Genomic DNA, 20,340 nt, shown 5'->3' on the forward strand with positions numbered 1-20,340 from the left:
CACGGTGCAATTGCGCGACATGTCGAAGGTGGCGACGGCAAGTGCTAACGGCGACCTTGCGCAAAAGATTACCGTGGACGTGCGCGGCGAGATTTTGCAGATCAAAAACGTGATCAACACCATGGTGGACCAGCTGCGCTCCTTCGCATCGGAAGTGACTCGCGTGGCGCGCGAGGTGGGTACCGAAGGAAAACTGGGCGGTCAGGCCGAAGTGAAAGGCGTGGCCGGCACCTGGAAAGACTTGACCGACAACGTGAACTTCATGGCCGGCAACTTGACGAGCCAGGTGCGCAACATCGCCGCCGTGACCAAGGCCGTGGCCAGCGGCGACTTGTCCAAGAAAATCACGGTGGACGTGCGCGGCGAAATTCTGGAACTCAAAGACACCATCAACACGATGGTCGATCAGCTGCGTTCGTTCGCTTCCGAAGTGACCCGCGTGGCCCGTGAAGTGGGCACCGAAGGAAAACTGGGCGGGCAAGCTGACGTGCGCGACGTGGCCGGCACCTGGAAAGATTTGACCGACAGCGTGAATTTCATGGCCAGCAACCTCACGGGCCAGGTGCGCAATATTGCGGAAGTAACCAAGGCCGTGGCCAGTGGCGACTTGTCGAAGAAAATTACCGTGGACGTGAAAGGGGAAATTTCCGAATTGAAGAACACCATCAATACGATGGTCGATCAACTCGGCTCGTTCGCCGCGGAAGTAACCCGCGTGGCCCGTGAAGTGGGCACCGACGGAAAACTGGGCGGGCAAGCTCAAGTGAAGGGGGTATCGGGAACGTGGAAAGACTTGACCGACAATGTGAACTTCATGGCCGGCAACCTGACCAGCCAGGTGCGCGGTATTGCCCGCGTGGTAACGGCCGTGGCCAACGGCGACTTGAAGCAAAAACTAACCGTGGAAGCGAAGGGCGAAATCGCGGCCTTGGCCGACACCATCAACGGCATGATCGATACACTGGCCACCTTTGCCGATCAAGTGACCACGGTGGCCCGCGAAGTGGGCGTGGAAGGAAAACTCGGAGGTCAGGCCAGCGTGCCGGGTGCTGCCGGCACGTGGAAAGACTTGACCGACAACGTGAATCAGTTGGCGGCTAATTTGACGACCCAAGTGCGAGCCATTGCCGAAGTGGCCACGGCCGTGACCAAGGGGGATTTAACCCGGTCGATTACCGTGGCTGCCCAAGGCGAAGTAGCGGCGCTGAAAGACAACATCAACGAGATGATCGTGAACTTGAAAGACACGACGCTCAAAAACGCCGAGCAAGACTGGCTGAAGACCAACCTCGCCAAGTTCAGCCGCATGTTGCAAGGCCAAAAAGACATGATCACGGTCGGACGGCTGATTCTGTCCGAATTGGCTCCGCTAGTTTCGGCGCAACATGCAATGGTTTATACGTATGACAGCTCCGAAGAGCAGCCACACTTGAAGTTGCTGGCCAGTTATGCGTTTGAGCATACCGATGGCACGGGCAATCGCATTGAACTAGGTCAGGGATTGGTCGGCCAATGCGCTTTGGAAAAGCAAAAGATTTTGCTCTCCCATGTGCCCAGCGACTACGTTCGCATTTCGTCGGGCTTGGGTTCCGGGCCGCCGGCCAGCATGATCGTGCTGCCTGTTGTGTTTGAAGGGCAAGTCAAGGCCGTGCTGGAGTTGGCGTCGTTCGAGCGCTTCAATCCTACGCACCAGGCATTCCTCGATCAGTTGACCGAGAGCATCGGCATCGTGCTCAACACGATCGAAGCCAACATGCGCACGGAAGATTTGCTGAAGCAATCCCAATCGCTGGCCCAGGAACTTCAAAGCCGGCAGGAAGAATTGCAGCAGACCAACGAGGAATTGCAGGAAAAAGCCCGCTTGCTGGCCCACCAAAACGTGGAAGTGGAACGCAAAAACCGCGAGGTGGAGCAAGCCCGGCAAGCGCTGGAAGAAAAGGCCGAGCAGTTGGCGCTCACCTCGAAGTACAAATCGGAATTCTTGGCCAACATGTCGCACGAATTGCGCACGCCGCTGAACAGCTTGTTGATTCTCTCCGATCAACTTTCGAAAAACCCGGACGGCAACCTGTCGGCCAAGCAAACCGAATACGCCAAAACCATTCACTCCTCCGGCAACGATTTGCTGATGTTGATTAACGACATTCTCGACTTGTCGAAAATTGAATCGGGCACGGTGGTGCTGGACGTCGGTGAACTGCGGTTCGCCGATTTGCACAATTATGTGGAGCGCACCTTCCGGCACGTGGCGGAAGCCAAAGGCGTGGATTTCCTCGTGCAGCTGGATCCGAATTTACCGCGCACGCTCACGACCGACAGTAAGCGGCTGCAGCAAGTGCTCAAGAATTTGCTTTCCAACGCGTTTAAATTCACGCACGAAGGGCAAGTCAACTTGAAAATTCAAATGGCCGACGGCGGCTGGCATCCGGAAATTGAATCGCTCAGCGCCAGCGACAGCGTGCTGGCCATCTCGGTTTCCGACACGGGCATCGGCATTCCGCTGGAAAAGCAGCACATTATTTTCGAAGCCTTTCAACAGGCCGACGGCAGCACGAGCCGCAAATACGGCGGCACCGGCTTGGGGTTGGCCATCAGCCGCGAAATCGCCCGCCTGCTGGGAGGCGAAATTGGCTTGGTCAGTCAGCCGGGCACAGGCAGCACCTTTACGCTGTTCTTGCCGCAGACGTTTGTTCCGCAAAAGGTGGTGCGCCGTGCGGCGTTGCCGGCCCCCAAGCCGACTACCATAACACGCATTGAATCGCCCATTGCGGATACCGCGCCGGATCATGTTCCAACCGAATTGGAATTCAGCTATGTCGCCGAGGCGCCGGACGATCGGAACAATATTCAAGGGGACGACCGGGTGGTGCTAATTGTCGATAACGACATCGATTTCGCCCGCTTCGTGTTGGAAACCGCGCACAAAGTTGGGTTCAAAGGCATTACCACGCCCTTGGGCGCGGCGGCCATTGCCTTGGCAGGCGAATATCAACCGCAGGCGGTGCTCTTGGATATTTCGCTGCCCGACATTGACGGCTGGCACGTTTTGGCCCGGCTCAAGCGCGATTTCTCGCTGCAGCATATTCCCGTTTACATCGTTTCCACGGCCGATCAACTGGAGCGCGGCTACAAGCAGGGCGCACAAGGCATTTTGCCCAAGCCGATTCAAACCGCGGAAATGCTGGAAGAATTTTTGGGCAAAGTTCACGCCGAAGTGGAGCGCACGCAGCGGCGGGTGGTGCAATTGGAACCCCAGGCCGAAAAGCGCAATGTGCTGTCCCAGTTGTTAAGCGCCCCGGGCGTCAAAATTGAATGCGTCGAAAGCGGCGCCGCCTTGCTGCAAGCCCTTGGGAACGGCCCGGTCGATGCCGTGATTTTGAATTGCGAGGTGCCCGACATGACCTTGGCAGCGCTGGCGGAGCAAGTGATTTCGCAGCCGGCGATGGAAGGTCGTCCGACGGTTTTGCAACTGCCGGCCGAATTAGACGACGACCGGCGCGAACGGCTACAGCGGCTAGCGCACGAGTTTAATCTGCACGTGAGCAATTCGTTGCCGTACTTGGCCCGGCAGTTGGTCAGCGCGCTGTGCCTGCCGATTTCCACGCTGTCGGAAGATTGTCAGAAGGTGCTGACTGAGGACAGCAAGCCGCATGCCGTTCTAGCCGGCAAGAAAGTGTTGATCGTTGACGACGACATCCGCAATATTTTCGCCCTGACCAGCATTTTGGAGCGCTACGACATGGTGACCGTCTCGGCGGAAACCGGGCGTGACGCCATCAACCTGTTGCAGGCTGCCCCCGATGTGGATATTGTGCTGATGGACATTATGATGCCGGAAATGGATGGCCTGGACACCACGCGTGCCATTCGTCAAATTTCTCGCTTCCGCGATTTGCCGATTGTGGCGGTCACCGCCAAAGCCATGAAGGGAGACCGCGAGAAGTGCATTGAAGCGGGGGCATGGGACTATTTGTCCAAGCCGGTCGATCCGGAGCAAATGCTTTCCGTTTTGCGGGCCTGGTTAACCGTGTAATATGGAATCCGCAGCAGAGAAGGCAAAAATTTTAATCGTCGACGACGTGGCGGAAAAGCGCCTCGCCGTGGAGGTTGTGCTGCAAAACTTGGGGCAGGAAATTGTTTCGGTTGGATCCGGAGCCGAAGCCCTGCGGCGATTGCTGAATGAAGATTTTGCAGTCATTTTGCTCGACGTGAACATGCCGGAGCTGGATGGCTTTGAAACGGCCAACTTAATCCGGCAGCGCCGGCAATCGGAACACACGCCGATCATTTTCCTCACGGCTTTTCCTGACGACACTTACGCCCACCGCGGCTACTCGCTGGGGGCCGTCGATTATATTCTCACGCCGGTGGTGCCCGAGGTGTTGCGGACCAAGGTTTCGGTGTTTGTCGAGTTGTACCGCATGACGCAACAGGTGCGCCGACAAGCGGACGAACGGATTGCGCTGGCGCACGAGCATGCTGCCCGAGTAGCGGCCGAGCAAGCCAACCGTGCGAAGAACGAATTTTTGGCGAACGTGAGCCACGAATTGCGCACGCCCATGAACGCCATTATCGGCATGACCGATTTAGCGCTGCGCGAAGAGCTTTTGCCTCTGGTGCGCGAATTTTTGACGACGGTCCGCTCCAGCTCGCAAGTGTTGTTGGAATTGCTGAACGAAATTCTCGATTTGTCGAAAATGGAAGCCGGCAAGTTTACGTTGCAGAACACGCCATTTGGCTTAAGAGAGCTGGTTGACGATTTAGCGCGGGCATACGGTTTTCGCGCTACCGACAAGGGCTTGGCGCTGGGCATTAAAATTAGCGAGCAGGTGCCGGATCAGCTGCTGGGTGATCCGCTCCGGCTGCGGCAAATTTTGAACAATTTGTTATCCAACGCGCTGAAGTTTACCGACCGTGGCCGAATTGGCATTGAAGCTAGCTTGCACTACGCCACCGAGCATGAAGCCCACGTGTATTTTGCGATCAGCGATACCGGCATTGGCATTTCGGCGGCCGATCAAGAACGCATTTTTACTCCCTTTGCGCAGGTCGATGCCTCCAGCACGCGCCGGCACGGCGGCATTGGCTTGGGCTTGGCCATTGCTTCGGATTTGATTCGCGCCATGGGAGGCAAATTGTCGGTGGAAAGCAAGCCTGGCGATGGCAGCAGATTTTGCTTCACTCTGCTTTTACGCCTGGCGCCGAAAACGGAGAAAGTTGGCGCGCCGAAAGAAGCTGCTGAATCGGCGGATGCCGCCCGGGCAGGGCTCGCTCGCAATGGCGCGCATTCCAACGGTGGTCCGGCAACCAAGCTGCATGTGCTTCTTGCTGAAGATGTGCGCGCCAACCAAATGTTGGTGCAGCATGCCATGCGGCAACGGGGCCATACCATTGATGTTGCTTCCGACGGCCGCGAAGCGGTGGAATGCGCGACGCACGCCACCTACGATGTCATTCTGATGGATGTGCAAATGCCGGAGCTGGATGGATTCCAAGCCACGGCCGCCATTCGTGCTTTGCCCAATGGCGCCCGCGTGCCGATCATCGCCCTAACGGCTCATGCCATGCCCGGCGACAATGAACGGTGCCTGGCGGCCGGTATGAACGGTTATATGGCCAAGCCGCTCGACGTGGTGCAATTGGTGGAAACTGTTGAGAACTGCGCCCGGCAGGCGGCGGAAGGCAGTTGTTGCGCGGACACCATGTAAGATGTCGCCGCAATTTTGCCGCTTCAATACGTTGCGCCGCACTTCAGGGGTGCAACGCTTAGCTGGGCAGCCTCCAATCGTGTCCGCCTAAGCCGAACACGTGGTCGACCGCGCCGTCGTCGAGCACCGTCGAGCCAATTTGCAGGAACACATCGCCATTGGCGCCGCTGCCATCGCCGTTGCCGCTAATGTTGCTCTGCCGGTCGGCCAGGCTGTCGGCTGAATTCCACTCCGCCATGATGAAGTTCAGCGATTGGGCATCGCCTTCCAAAGTGGACGAGCCGGTCACGAAAAAATCGTCGCCGCGGCCGCCTTGTAGACTGTCGGCGCCAGTTCCGCCAATGAGAATGTTGCGCCCACTGCCACCTACTAGCCAATCGTTGCCGGTGCCGCCATCGAGCAGGGCCGGCAACCGCACGTTGGGCGAAATTTGGATGTTATCGTTGCCAGCTCCGCCAAACGCGTAAATGGCGGCGGCGGAAAATACGCCCTGCGATTGTCGGTTAATCGTCACGCCAACTTTGTTTCCACCGGCCGCCAGCACGGTGATTTGATCGTTCCCTGTTGTGCCGCCAATGTATAAATCCATCTGGTCCGGATTGACCGCATCGGGTTCCAGCGCCACCGCGGAAATTGCCACCGTTTGAGTCGCCGGCGTGCTGGAAACATTGAGTTGATTGGCGACCGCGACCGACACCGTGTAGCTGTGGCTAACCGTGTACACGTGGGTTAACGATTGCTCCGTCGAATTGGGAACCGCGGCAATCGATTGCGTTTGGCCGTCTCCCCAGTTGATGGAATACGTATACCCGGCCGCCTCGTTCACCGATGCATTCGGATCGGTAACGGTGAATGTATACGTTAACAGTTGCTGGCGAACGCCTATGCTGGGCCCGTCAATATCGACACTGGGAGGCAACGTGGTATCAATTGCGTTCACCGTGAGTGCTACCGCAGCCGAGGCAGGACTGGCGGCGAAGTTGGTGTCGCCTTGATAAACGGCCGTGATCGAGTGGGAACCGAGCGCAAACGTATTGCCGGGTACAACCAACGTGGCAATACCGCCGGAACCGACATTCTCGGTCCCCAACGAGGTCGTTCCATCCATGAACGTGACGGTTCCCGTCGGCGAGCCGGCGCCTGGCGAAGCCACGCCCACCGTGGCGGTCAGCGTTAAGCTTTGCGACACGCCAATCGTCGAGGCGGAAGAGTGCAAATTGATGGAAGTGTTGGCCTGAGAGACCGTCAGCGTGCCGGAATCAAACACGATGGTATAGTTCGGATCGGTCGCGCCGCTGACGGTAATGGTGTATGGGCCGGGTGCACTGGTGGCCGTGGCGGTAGTGCTAAAGACCGGCGGCGTGGTCAAACTGGCTGGAGAATCATTATTCACAAAGCCGCTAAACCCGGCCGCGAATGTCGGCAACGGCGCGCCAAATACCTTCGATTGATCGCCGGCGGTAATCGTCAGCGGGGCAGGCGAAACGTTCTGTCCCACGCTCCCCTGCGATCCGCTGAACACGGCGCTCACGCCCGAATAGATGGCCGTAATGGTGTGATTGGCCGCCGTGAGCGACGAAGTCGAAAACGTGGCCGTGCCCCCGCTGAGCGTGACCGGGGAGCCAATGCTCACCCCATCGCTTTGGAATTGCACCGTGCCCGTCGGCGTGCCGCTGAGGCTCGTAACCGTGACCGTAAATTGAACCGACTGCCCGTAGACGGAACCGCTGGGGTGATCCGACGTGACTTGCGTAGTCGTCGCGGCGCCTGGCAGGAACGTGGTCTTGGTTGACGTGAGCGTGGCTTGTGAAGAATTGTTGGCTGCATCGGTGGCCGTGACGGTGTAGGTAATGGTCCCATCGTTCAGCCCGGTTACATCAATGCCGCTTACACTCCACGCTCCAGATTGATCGACGGTAGTCACTTGGGCTGGGGTCGTGGTGATGCCGTCGCTGGCGACCACCGAAATCGAAGCGCCTACACTGCCTGTTCCGCTGGCCGTGGTATTGGATTCATTGGAATTATTGATGGGATTGGTAACCGACCCGATGGCCACGGTCGGCGGCACGGTGTCTTTGGTGGTGGTTTTGCTGGCCGTGGAAGTGTTGTTGCCAGGATCGGTTTCGGTGACCGTGTAGGTAATGGTTCCATCGCTGAGCGAAGTGTCGTCAATTCCATTCACGGTCCACGTGCCGCCGGAAACCGTCGTGGCTTGAGCTGCCGTGTGATGACCGCCGCCATCGCTGGCCACAACCGAAATCGAATCGCCGTTTTCGCCCGTGCCGCTGGCAGAAGTGTTGGTCTTGTTGCCGCTGCCAACCGGAGTGGTTACCGCCGTGATGGCTACCGGCGGAGCGCCGGTATCTTTCGTCGAAGTGGCGCTGGCGATTGCCGAATTATTGGACGAGTTGGTGGCCGTTGCCGTGTAGGTAATGGTGCCGTCGCTCAGCGTGCTGACGTTGATGCCGCTCACGGTCCAGGTGCCACCGGAACTGACCGTCGTGGTCTTGGCCGCCGTGGTGTGCGTGCCATCGCTGGCCACAACAGAAATAGTCACGCCCACAGTGCCCGTTCCACTGGCACTGGTGCTGCTGGCGTTGGCGGTATTGATCGGCGTGGTAACGGTGGTTACCGCCACGGACGGCGGAACGGTGTTTTTGGTCGCCGTTTTGCTGGCAGTGGCTTGGTTGCCGGCAGTATCGCTGGCCGTAACGGTGTAGGTGACGGTGCCATCGTTCAGCGAAGAAACATCGACGTTGCTCACGCTCCATGTGCCGCCGGAGCCAACCGTTGTGGTTTGCGGAGCGGAGCTATGGCCGCTACCGTCGCTGGCCACCACCTGAATATTCGCTCCCACGGTGCCAGTTCCATTGGCGCTGGTGCTACTGACGTTGCCGGTGTTAATTGGATTGGTTACCGCCGTGATGGCCACCGTCGGGGCAACCGTATCTTTGGTCGTGGACTTAGCAGCGGTGTTGGAATTATTGAACGAATCGGTGGCTGTGACCGTGTAGGTGATGGTGCCATCGGTGAGCGTACTAACATTGATGCCGCTTACACTCCAATTGGTGTCGGTGCCCACGGTAGTGGTCTGGGCAGCCGTGGTATGCGTGCCATCGCTAGCAACGACCGAAATATGTGCTCCCACTTCGCCCGTTCCGTTGGCCGACGTGCTAGTAACGTTCGCCTTATTAACTGGCGTCGTCACCGCGGTGATTGTCACCGCGGGAACGACAGTATCTTTGGTCGTGCTTTTCGAAGCGATGGCCGAGTTGCCGGCCGAATCGGTAGCGGTCGCCGTGTAAGTGATTGTGCCGTCGGTAAGCGAACTCACGTCAATGCCGGTGATCGACCATGTGCCTCCCGAACCAACCGTTGCCGACTTGGCCGTGGACGTATGTATGCCGTCGCTGGCCACTACCTGAACCGTGGCTCCGACACTGCCGGTGCCGCTGGCGGAAGTGCTCGTGGCATTGCTCTTATTGATTTGGCTAGTCACCGTGGTCACCGCTACGCTGGGAGCCACGGTATCTTTGGTCGTCGTTTTCGAACCGGTGGCGGTGTTGTTGCTCGTATCGCTGATGGTGGCCGTGTAAGTGATGGTGCCGTCGGAAAGGCCGCTCACGTCGATGTTGCTGATCGACCACGAAGTGCCGGTTGTGATCGTCGTCGTTTGGGCCGCTGTGGTGTGGGTGCCGTCGCTGGCCACAACCGAAACGCTATCGCCCACTGACCCGGTGCCGCTGGCAGACGTGTTCGTGACATTGCTGCTATTCACCGGGCTGGTGATTGAAGTCACGGCCACCGTGGGCAGCGCTGCGTTTTTCGTAGCCGTCTTGGAAGCAGTCGCAGAATTTTGGGTGGAATCAGTGGCAGTAACAGTGTAAGTAATGGTGCCGTCGTTCAACGTACTCACGTTAATGCCGCTAATGCTCCACGTGCCGCCGGAACCAATGGTCGAGCCCTTCGGGGTGGTGCTATGAGTGCCGTCGCTGGCGACTATGGAGATGGTAGCGCCAGCCTCTCCGGTGCCGCTCGCCGTCGTGCTGGTTTGATTCGTGTGATTGATGGGGTCGGTCAGCGAGGTAATGGCCACCGACGGCCCGGCGGTGTTCTTCGTACTGGTAGTGCTGGTGCTGGCGGTGTCATTCAGCGAATTGGTCGCATTGGCCGTGTAAGTAATGCTGCCATCGTTCAGCGAGCTCACGTTAATGCCGCTGACGGACCAGGCGCCATTTTGGCCAACCGTGGCGGTTTGCGGAGCCGTCGTGTGAGTCCCATCGCTGGCGACCACGGAGATGGTTTCGCCCACGCCGCCGGTGCCGCTCACCGTCGTATTGGCATCGTTCGTGCTATTGATGGGCGAGGTTACGCTGGTGATGGAGACCGTCGCGCCCACCGTAAGAGCAAATTGCACGGCGTCGGTGGCTTGTCCGGAGGCCGTGACATCGGCCACAAGGTTAATGGTGCCGGTGAATCCACTGGATGGCGTGAGGGTGAAGGTGGCCGTATTTCCCGAGATCGTCGGCGCGCTAACCGTAACGTTGCTCGGCGCATTGGAAAGATTGCTCGTAGAAACAATGTTAAATGTCGGCGATCCAGTCAGATTGCTGTTAATTCCCTCCAACGAAAGCTGCACCTGGACCGGCGAATTGATATGTGTGGTGACGTTGGAAACCGGGTTGAGAATAATCGGTTGGACAGCGGTGTTCGTGGGCGGAGCAGCACTGATGGTGAAGTTTTGCGAGACATGCGTGCCATCGGAGGCGTTGGCAGTTACGGTGAGGGTGGCGGTACCGGTGAAATTGCTCGGCTCGGAAATTTGCACCACCGTGTGTTGGTTGTCGGTGATGATGCTGGCCGAATTAATTTTCACCGTCGTTAGGGGCACACCTTCGCCGGTGCTTGAGGAAGTTTTTGTGTTGAGAATGTCGTTGTAAATGGCCTGACCCGTTATCAGTTGTCCGAACACCGTGAAGCGGTAATTCAGTTGCTGTGGATCATCGGCCAGCGGCCGGTTGAGCGCCGTGACAAAAAACTCCGACGAATTGGAGTTGGGCGCTCCGGTGTTGGCCATCGCCAGCAAGCCCGAGCTGTTAAACGGGGTGGCCACGTTGAATTCGTCGATAATGCTGGTGCCGTCGCCGGTCTGAGACACGCCGCCTTGAATTAATTCAAACGTGGGATCGCTGTTCTCCACGCGGTAAAAAGATTTGTTGTTGTACTCTCCCGAGTTCACTTTGCTGATAATAGCCGCAACGGTGGTTGGGTCGATGTTCTGAAACAGCTCGAACGTGATCGATCCAGAAAAGGCCGTGTTGTTCGGCCCGGTTACGCCGCTCACGTTTAGCTGCAACACCGGGTTGCCGGTAAACACCGTGGCCGTAACGTTGGGATTACTGCTGGTGACGGTGTAAGAAATGGTCGTTCCGGCGGTATCAGACGCCGCCAACGGCACATATAAATCTTTGCCCGAGGCAACGTCGAATACGCCGCTCGTATCGGGACCGGTAATCACCGGCAGCGTGACGGCCAGCATGCTCCGGTCTTCCAGAGCCTCGACCCGCAACCGTTGTCCGCTGCGTAACCGTGCCAACTTTTGTTCCCGCCGAGACCGACGACGTGCCAAACCGCGACGCCAAGACTTCATCTGGGTTGCCTCTTCCGTGGTGTGTATCGACGCTGTGGCTATCTGACGATGGACCGCAGGCTGCAATGTGTGTGTACGGTGTGAACGCCATCTTGGGTCAAACGCCAAACAAATTGACCCGAGTTGTTCCGGGCGTTTGCTAGATAGATTCTTCCATGATAATCGCAGCTGTGCCGGGAAGCAAACACTTGAGGGAATTCAAAATCTCGTCTTTTTCCTCGGCAAATAACGGCCAAAAACCACCGGCTTTCCCCCCGGTTGGGATTCAGAAACGCGGGCAATTGGCTGGCTATGGCGGCAGGGAACAACTGGAGCTGACCGCAACCACGGTCCGATTCCACCAATCGCCCGTCTGCCGGCGCTCCGCGGCATCGGTAAAGCGATATTGGCAAAACACAATCCGAATGAATCTCGGGGGCCGCTCGGGAAACGGATTGGCTTCTAACAGGCCCAGCACGGCCGGTTCGCCTTTGAGCAATTGCATCAGGAACGACTGAAACCAAAGGTCCACATTCCGTAGATCGACGGCTCCTGTTGTTCGATAAACCTCTTCCAAATGCAGCGCTTCAAACCACATTTGCCAATCGAGCCGCGGCTGGTGCGGCGTGTTGCACCGCGGCGCTTGAGATAAATCACCCGGCTTCCAACGGAATTCGTACGGCTTCCAGTTGGCGTTGTCGGTGCTGCCTTCAATTAAAATTTCGGGGCGAGTTTCGGTCATTTGCCGAAACAAACCGTGGGATTCACCAGGCAGAATTGTGTGAGGTGCATCTGCGATGCCAGCGGGGTTCCGGCATCGTAAGTCGGGAACAGAGCTTCTCTCACTTGCCCGCTGCCGGCCAACAGCGCGAACACGGCAAACGGAATCAACAACACCGTCCGCCAGCGAGTGTGCGATGCCAACAGGGGCCAATCGGTTCCGCGAATTCGCTGCCGCAGAAATCGGGGCCACATTTTATCGTCCAACAGCAAGAGCGCCAGGACAACGGTTAGCAGGTTAAAAAAGTTGTAATTGCCCGTCGCCGCAATCAGCAGCATCAGCAGCGTAATCGCCCCGCAGGCAATCGCCCGCAACATCCGCGGCCCGCACATCAGCCACGGCGTTCCCAGCTCCACCGCCAAAACAAATACGACCGACAATTTTTGAAACCACTGGGGCATTTTCGCCATGTACCAACTGGTCCACATCGGCAGCGGCTGCGTCCAGTAGTGAGAGTTGAGCGCCGTGAGCGATTTCCACGTGTTCGGCACTGGAATTGGCGACAATTCGCTCCAGGTGAGCTTGACCGCGCCCGATTCCAGCATCAGCCGGAACAGAATCCACCCGATGAGCCAAATCGCCAAACGCGGCGGATGCCGATCGGCCAAGAATTTGGAGCGCACCACAAACGGGGCCAAAAAAATCGCCGCAAAGCCCGTTTCCAGCAGCAAAATGTCCCACTGAAAACTTAAAAACTCCTGCCCCGCATGAAACAGCGATAAATAATCGACCCACAATAAAATCAACGTTGGCAATGGCAACACGCCGGCGATCAGCATCAGCGAAAGCACGGTTCCGGCTCCGCACAGCACGTGTAGGAAGCCATTGTGCGGATTGAGCCACGTCAGCGTGGGAACATTCCACGCCGGCATTAGCGGCGGCGATTGTTGCGCGAACAATTGCACAAGCGCGTCTTGGTAATTCGCCAGCGGCGAAATACCGTGATCGCCGATCAACCCATCAATTTGCACCCACAACGACACAAACGCAATCAAGTACACCACGCCCAGCAAACGCAAAAACAGGGCACTGGAAATATGATACGTGGGCTGCTGCAAATCTTTACCCCACCATACGCGTCGAATCGTGCTGAGCGGCGTGCGGTTGGCCGCCACCAGCCGATAAATCGATTCCGCTAAAAACGCAAATAGTGGCAAGCGCGTATACATCCACAGCAGCCAACGCTTTCGCCCAAAGTATGCCATGACGCGAAAAACCGCTTCGGCGCCGCGGGATGTCGCACCTTGGGCATCGACAAAGTGAACCGCCTGCCGGAACGCTTTCTCGCCAATTTGTGGAAATCGCACCCCAACTTCCTGATACGGTGCAAAGCGCATTTGCGAGCCGAGTGCTTCCCGCCAACGCTCGATGGTGGCGCGGCAAAAACGGCACTCGCCGTCGAACACCAGCAGGGGCAAATCGGCCGATGGTGTGTTGCTCAGATCCGACATTTGTATTCGCGCAAAAAGTGGGAAAAAGCAGCGTCGCGCCACATGGCCGCCGTGCTAATTCAGACTAACAAATCCATTGCCAGCATCCAACTTTGGAGTGCGCACCGCGCCAAACCTTTACGGATCGCGCCGCTTGCACGATAATCGGGCATGGCAAAAAGCTGCTTGCAGAAACCGTCGGCCGTTCCCCGGAGGTAAATCATGCGCTTCGAGTTCCGATTTCTCTGGATTGGCGTTTGTGGCGTCATCGGTTTGATGGTTCAGTCCCGACCACTTACCGCCGCCGCGCCCCAGCCCCCTGCACCCAACGAAGCTGCTGTGATTGAAAGCGGCAACCAATTCGCGCTGGATTTATACGGCCAGTTGGCCGCCGCGGATGGGAATTTGTTTTTTTCGCCCCAAAGCATTTCCAGCGCTTTGGCGATGACCTACACGGGAGCCGGGGGAGACACCGCTGCGCAAATGGCCAAGGTGCTGCACTTGGGTGGGTCGCCCGACGCAGTTGCCGCAGGAGAAGCCGCGCTGATGCAGCGGCTCAACGATGCCGGAAAGCGCGGCCTGTATCAGCTAAGTGTCGCCAACCGGCTCTGGGGTGCGCAAGGCTTCCATTTTCTCAATGGCTTCTTAAAAACTCTGCATGAAAATTATCAGGCCGATTTACAACAACTCGATTTCAGCCACGCGCAACAGGCAGCGCAAACCATTAATGATTGGGTAGCACAGGCGACACGCGACAAAATCAAGGATTTAATCTCAGCCAGCGCACTCGGCCCAATGACCAAGCTGGTGCTGACCAATGCCGTGTACTTCAAAGGAAAATGGGAATCGCCGTTCAAACCGACGTTGACTCAGCCAGCGCCGTTCACCCTCTCCAGCGGCAAGCAGGTAACTGTGCCGCTGATGTTTCTGGACAGCCGCATGCGGTATGGAGAATTCGATGTGGGCAGTAACGCCGCCCTGCAAGTTTTGGAATTGCCCTACACCAAGGGGGAATTGTCGCTGGTAGCGCTGTTGCCCAAATCTACGGATGGCCTTGCGGGCCTGGAAAAACAGCTCACTAGCGACAACCTGAAAAAATGGACCTCCGGCCTGCAAGAGCGGCCAATTAACATTTGGCTCCCCAAATTCAAGCTCAGCACGCAACTGGAATTAGGAGAAGTGTTGTCCAAATTGGGCATGCCCCTGGCGTTTTCTGCAGAGGCTGATTTTTCCGGAATGGACGGCAAGCACGATTTGTTTATTTCGGCGGTGGTGCACAAGGCGTATGTCGACGTGAATGAAGAAGGAACCGAAGCGGCCGCCGCCACCGGCGTGGTCATGCGAGCGCTCGCCATGCCGCCCCCGCCCTTGCACTTCCGCGCCGATCATCCCTTTGTGTTTCTCATCCGCGAAAACGCCACCGGCAGCATTTTGTTTTTGGGCCGAGTAACCGACCCACGCAGCGATGCGGCAAGTAAATAAGCGCACATGCCCTGCGGCCCAATCAGCGCTTCGGCAAATACCAGGGGCGCACGTCAATCACTTGCATGCCAGCCGCCTTGGCCGCTTCAATTCCCAAATTGCCGTCTTCGTAAACGAGGCATTCGGCGGGCTGCAACTGCAAGCATTCAGCCGCTTTCAAGAAAATATCGGGGGCGGGCTTGCCGTGCTGCACGTCGTCCGCTCCCACGATTGCGTCGAACAGGCCGGTTAATCCCACGGCGGCCAGGGTTTGGTTGATAACGCTTTTCCAACCGCCCGAGGCCACCGCCAGTTTGCGACGCCCCTTTTCTCTGTGAACAATTTCCACCACGCAATGCACCGGCTCGAGCAGCGCCAGCTTGGTCAAAAACAAGCGCTCTTTTTCCTCAGCGGCAGCTTGCGCATCGCACGCCACATTTTGCTCCTTGGCCAGCGTTTCGATAATCGTCACCGTGGGCATGCCGGAAAATGCGTAAAATCGCTCTTCCGGAAAATGAATGTTTCGGGCATCCATTGCTTCTTTCCATGCCAAATAATGCAGCGGCATGGTGTCGGCCAATGTTCCATCGCAATCGAAAATAAGTCCCTTGAACCGCTCCGGAATGGCCGCCGGGTAATCTGCTGGAAAAACTGCCATGCGCTAACTGATATTGAGATCGTGCAATAATCGACGGAGATAAAATTCGTTCCGTGAACCATACCTGCTAGCGGCCGAAGTTGGTAGCCATTCGATCATTGGTGCTTGGTCGTTGGGAATTTCTGGGCTAATGTGTATAATTGGCGTGGCGATAATTTCGCCGCGCGGCATTTTTTACAATGGGCCATTTTCATCGAGTCGCACAATATATGTGTAGCTTACTGGCTGCATACAGCGATGTTCCGATGAATCGCCGCGGCAGGGGTGCGGTTCCGCGATCGCGAAAGGATGCGGACCATGTTTGGACTGGCCCACCTGCTACACAAGGCCCGCAATTCGCGCCGCCGATTCAGCGGCCATGCTAAACGGCGCCGCCGGAGCCGCCCCGGCCTTTGCCGCCATCAGATTCTTCAGATCGAGGAACTGGAAGGGCGGCGCATGTTGACCCTGTTGGGTCAGCAGCTTTTTCCGGCAGATAACCCCTGGAACCAAAACATCAGTAATGCGCCGGTGGCGGCGAATTCGGCGGCCATTATTGCGCACATCGGCGCTTCAACGCGTGTGCATCCCGATTGGGGCGCCGACGATCCGGCCAACGGCAGCGACCCGTTATACGGCATTCCCGTGAACATCGTGCATGGGAACAGTACCACGAAGATAAATGTTTCGATCGACAATTACCCGGATAAGAGCGACATTGTTCCCGTGCCAATTCCAGCGGGCGCCGTGCTGGAAGGAGATTATCAGAATGGTCCCAATGCCAATGGGGGCGGTTACAACGCCAATCAGCGTGGCGATTCGCATCTGATTATCTGGGATGAAGACAACAACGTTGCCTACGAGCTGTACGGCGTCACGCGGCCCAGCGATCCAAAATTATTTCCCAACAACAATAACGTGGAGCTTGCGCACACGGATGGCCTGTGGCACGCCGCCCAAGAAACCGTTTGGAACATGAACACCAATACGTTCCGCACTCTCGGCGCTACCTCGGCCGATGCCGCCGGTCTTTCGATTTTGGCGGGCCTGGCGCGGCCCGACGAAGGATTGCCCATCTCGCAGGGAGGGCAAGGCACCATCCATCACGCGCTGCGGATGACCCTGCCTTCCGGCGATATCAACCCGCAATATATTTACCCCGCTTCGCACATGGTCAGCACGTCGGGTGGCGCCAACAACGTGCCGCTGGGAGCCCGGTTGCGGCTGGCCAACACTCCGGCCATCAACACGCTGATTAACAACATGCCACCGGAATCGCAAATTGTGGCCCGGGCGATGCAGCAATACGGGCTGATTGTCGCTGATATTGGCAGCGCGATGTACGTGACCGGCGCTTCGGCAGCGGTCGACGCCAACAACCACATTTCGCTCACTTGGAACGTGGACGATATTTTTGCGTCGAACGGTTTGGAAGTGCTGAATGCCGGCGATTTCCAAGTGCTGAACTTGGCGCCGGTGGTCACCGGCCTGGGAACCAGCAAGGCCACGGCGGGCAGCACGCTAACCATTACCGGCCAGAATTTTTCCGGGGCCGCGGGGCATTTGTCGGTCTTTTTTGGTTCGACCGTCGCCACCGCGGTCACCGTGCTGAGCGATACCCAGCTTTCCGTGGTTGTTCCCAAAGTTTCCGGAACCGTGGATGTCACGGTGCAATCGGGCGTGAATGAAACCGACCACGTGAGCGATAACCCCAATGCAAACGTCAATGGTTCCATCTTCGGTTACGGAGTTTCCGCCAAGACGCCGGCCGACAAGTTTACGGAACTCGTTTTGGGCGATTTCAATCAGGACGGACACGTCAATGCCGCCGACATTCTCCCCGCGATGACGGCTCTGACGAATGTGAATGCGTACTTGACTCAGTACAACCTGTCGCCAGCTAATTTGATGATGATCGGCGACGTGAATGGCGACGGGCACTTTAACAACATCGATGAGCAAGCGCTGTTGAATTTGTTGCTCAGCGGCCATGGCAGCACCAGTGACATCGCAATCGCCAGCGAAAGTGAGACCGCCAGTAGCAGCAGCGTCGTTCCGACGGAAAAAGGCGGCAACGGCAATCCCGCATTGAGCACGAACTCCGACATTGCGGCCGCGCCGACAAACCTCAGGCGCGAAACTTCAATCATGCCCCAGATGCTTGCTCCGATTGACAATCCCGCAGCACACAGAGCCCCTGAAATGATTACCGCGCTGCTTCCCACCGTTCCTATGTGGCTGCCACAAGTCGCTTCCGCCAATGTCGCCTTAGCCGGTAACGACTTATTCGGCCTACACGTGCAGAAGATCGATGCCAGCTCGGCTCTGGGAATGCCGCCTGATGCAGTATCCAGCGAAATCAATTCGCCAAACGCCCCGTACGCTCTCTGGCCGTCTTCTTTCGCGGCGGAAACTGGCGTTATCGTGGTTCACCACGATTCGTAATGGCCCTAGCGATGAACGGTTGTATCGGCGCTAAGAGTAATTACAAATAAAGTATTGAATCGTTGCTCGCAGCAATACTTTCCAGTTCTTAAAGGGAGCGTCGAATGAGGAGTTCCATTGCGGTGGTCGGGCTAACCATGATCGCGGCCATTTTAGTGTTGGCAATGTTTTCGCACACCGCCATCACGGCTGAAACATCGTCCACCTCTGCGGTCTCCGTCGTGCCAGCCGATGCCGGACGGAATCTCTTATTCAACGAGCAATGGAAATTTTTTAAGGGAGACGATGCGAAGGCGCAAGAGGCCGACTTTGACGACGCAGCCTGGCGTACGCTCGACCTGCCGCACGATTGGAGCATCGAGGGACAATTCGATTCCAAGCTGGCCAGTTGCACCGCGTTTTTGCCTTGCGGAATTGGCTGGTATCGCAAAACCTTCACCGTGCCCGCCGACGACAAAGATCAATCGATCAGCGTTCGTTTCGACGGCGTCATGAATCACAGCACCATTTGGTGCAACGGCAAGCAAGTCGGCCAGCGGCCTTATGGTTACAGTTCGTTCACGTGCGATCTAGCCCCGGCGATCAAGTTCGGCGACAAAAACGTCCTAGCCGTGCGCGTGGATCATCATTTGAATGCTGACTCGCGCTGGTACGCCGGCTCGGGCATTTACCGAAATGTTTTTTTGAACGTCACCGATAAGGTGCATGTCGATACCAATGGCGTGTTCGTCACCACCCCGCACGTTACGGCTGACTCGGCCGATGTCGACGTGCAAACCGTGGTGAAAAACGACGGCAGCGCGCCAGCCGACGTGACCGTAACCACGCAAATTCAAGACGGACAAGGAAAGACGGTGGCCACGGCCGAAAAAATCGGCGCGGTGCCCGCGGGCGGGCAGCAGCAAACCAGCGGCACTGCAAAAGTCGCCCAGCCTGCGCTCTGGTCGCCAGATCATCCCAATCTTTACAGCGCGCTCACGCAAGTGAAACAGGCTGGCCGGGTGATCGACGAATATCGCACGCCGTTTGGCATCCGCACGTTTGTGTTCGATCCGGCGAAAGGATTTTCGCTCAATGGTGAAAGCCTGAAATTGAAAGGTGTTTGTGTGCATCACGATGCCGGCGCGCTGGGTGCGGCGGTGCCCATTGCGGTGTGGCAGCGGCGGCTCAAGCTGCTGCAGGAAGCCGGCTGTAACGCCATTCGCTGCAGCCACAATCCGCCCGCGCCGGAATTTTTAGATTGGTGCGACCGCCTGGGATTTCTGGTGATGGACGAAGCCTTCGACGAATGGACCGAAGGAAAGCATAAATGGATTGTCGGGCACAACGTGGGTCAGGCGGGCACGGATGGTTATCACAGCGATTTTGATAAGTGCGCCGATACCGACATTCGCGACATGATTGTGCGCGATCGCAATCATCCGTCCATCATCATGTGGAGCATTGGGAACGAAATCGATTACCAAAACGATCCGTTCCCGCCAAATTCCAAGGAGCTGCCGCCAATTGCCGAGCGGCTAATCAAAGATGTCAAAGCGGTCGACACCACCCGGCCTGTCACGGCAGCCTGCGCGTTTCCGGAAACAAACTTATACAAACAACTGCTCGATGTGGAAGGCTACAACTACATGGAGCGGCTTTATGCGGGCGACCATGCGGCGCATCCAGATCGTGTCATTTACGGCAGCGAAAACTTTCACACGCCGGCCGCCTGGCAAGCCGTTACGCAAAACGATTACATTGCAGGGCAATTTTTATGGACGGGCATCGATTACCTGGGCGAGGCGGGAGTCTGGCCTTCGCACGGAAACGGCGCCGGGTTGCTGAACCTCGCCGGCTTCCCGAAAAATCAATATTATTTCCGGCAAAGCCTATGGAGCGACGCGCCGATGGTGTACCTCTCGACCAATGGTATCGGCGGCCGTGGTCGCAACCGCCCGGGAGCCAACCGAAACGGAATTTACTGCTTCACCAATTGTGATAGTGTCGAGCTGTTTCACGACGGCCAATCGCTGGGCAGCAAATCGCATGCGCCGGGCGATATCATCCAATGGCCGGTCGATTTCACCAGCGGCGTGCTCAAAGCCGTTGGCAAAAAAGGGACGGAAAGGCTCTGTAGAAATCCCCTCGTGCTAGCTAAACAAGGATGATGGGTGGTGTCGTATAGAGGAAGTGGCGACGACCAGTAAATCTCCGCTGTCGGTGTTGCTGGCGGCCTTGCAGACCGCTCGGCGAGGATTGCCGGCATA

General features: G+C 57.3%; 9 protein-coding genes. 5 read left to right on the forward strand and 4 right to left on the reverse strand.

The annotated features are described in order from the left end of the window. Together VFE46_01105 and VFE46_01110 are read left to right on the forward strand one after the other, a co-directional pair. The coding region (locus VFE46_01105; protein HZZ26575.1) for a HAMP domain-containing protein at positions 1 to 4,033 on the forward strand (4,033 nt) is incomplete at its 5' end. Position 4,034: 1 nt separating this feature from the next. Further along, the gene (locus VFE46_01110) at positions 4,035 to 5,708 is read left to right on the forward strand and encodes a response regulator (GenBank protein HZZ26576.1); all 1,674 of its coding nucleotides are present in this window, start codon (positions 4,035 to 4,037) and stop codon (positions 5,706 to 5,708) included. A gap of 58 nt (positions 5,709 to 5,766) precedes the next feature. On the opposite strand, the gene VFE46_01115 is transcribed toward VFE46_01110, so the two are convergent. From VFE46_01115 to VFE46_01125, 3 genes are all read right to left on the reverse strand, one after another. Further along, positions 5,767 to 11,358: an Ig-like domain repeat protein gene (locus tag VFE46_01115; protein ID HZZ26577.1), complete on the reverse strand. Its 5,592-nt coding sequence runs from the start codon at positions 11,356 to 11,358 to the stop codon at positions 5,767 to 5,769. A 289-nt stretch (positions 11,359 to 11,647) separates the two neighbouring features. Then, complete coding sequence (locus VFE46_01120; GenBank protein ID HZZ26578.1) at positions 11,648 to 12,079, reverse strand: lipase maturation factor family protein; 432 nt, start codon at positions 12,077 to 12,079, stop codon at positions 11,648 to 11,650. Beyond that, positions 12,076 to 13,569, reverse strand: a complete 1,494-nt coding sequence (locus tag VFE46_01125; protein HZZ26579.1) for a lipase maturation factor family protein — start codon at positions 13,567 to 13,569, stop codon at positions 12,076 to 12,078. Before VFE46_01125 ends, VFE46_01120 begins: the two co-directional genes overlap by 4 nt. A 201-nt stretch (positions 13,570 to 13,770) precedes the next feature. On the opposite strand from VFE46_01125, the gene VFE46_01130 reads away from it, so the two are divergent. After that, positions 13,771 to 15,030, forward strand: a complete 1,260-nt coding sequence (locus tag VFE46_01130; GenBank protein ID HZZ26580.1) for a serpin family protein — start codon at positions 13,771 to 13,773, stop codon at positions 15,028 to 15,030. Positions 15,031 to 15,052: 22 nt separating this feature from the next. Here the strand turns inward: VFE46_01130 and VFE46_01135 are convergent, their stop codons facing one another. Then, positions 15,053 to 15,667, reverse strand: a complete 615-nt coding sequence (locus VFE46_01135; protein ID HZZ26581.1) for an HAD family phosphatase — start codon at positions 15,665 to 15,667, stop codon at positions 15,053 to 15,055. 438 nt (positions 15,668 to 16,105) lie between these two features. Between VFE46_01135 and VFE46_01140 the strand changes: the two genes are divergently transcribed. Both VFE46_01140 and VFE46_01145 read left to right on the forward strand, forming a co-directional pair. Then, the gene (locus VFE46_01140; protein ID HZZ26582.1) at positions 16,106 to 18,091 is read left to right on the forward strand and encodes an IPT/TIG domain-containing protein; all 1,986 of its coding nucleotides are present in this window, start codon (positions 16,106 to 16,108) and stop codon (positions 18,089 to 18,091) included. A gap of 104 nt (positions 18,092 to 18,195) precedes the next feature. Beyond that, positions 18,196 to 20,241, forward strand: coding sequence for a glycoside hydrolase family 2 TIM barrel-domain containing protein (locus tag VFE46_01145; GenBank protein ID HZZ26583.1), 2,046 nt, complete (start codon positions 18,196 to 18,198; stop codon positions 20,239 to 20,241). Positions 20,242 to 20,340: the final 99 nt, after the last annotated feature.

Source organism: Pirellulales bacterium (assembly GCA_035656635.1).
GTDB lineage: Bacteria > Planctomycetota > Planctomycetia > Pirellulales > JADZDJ01 > DATJYL01.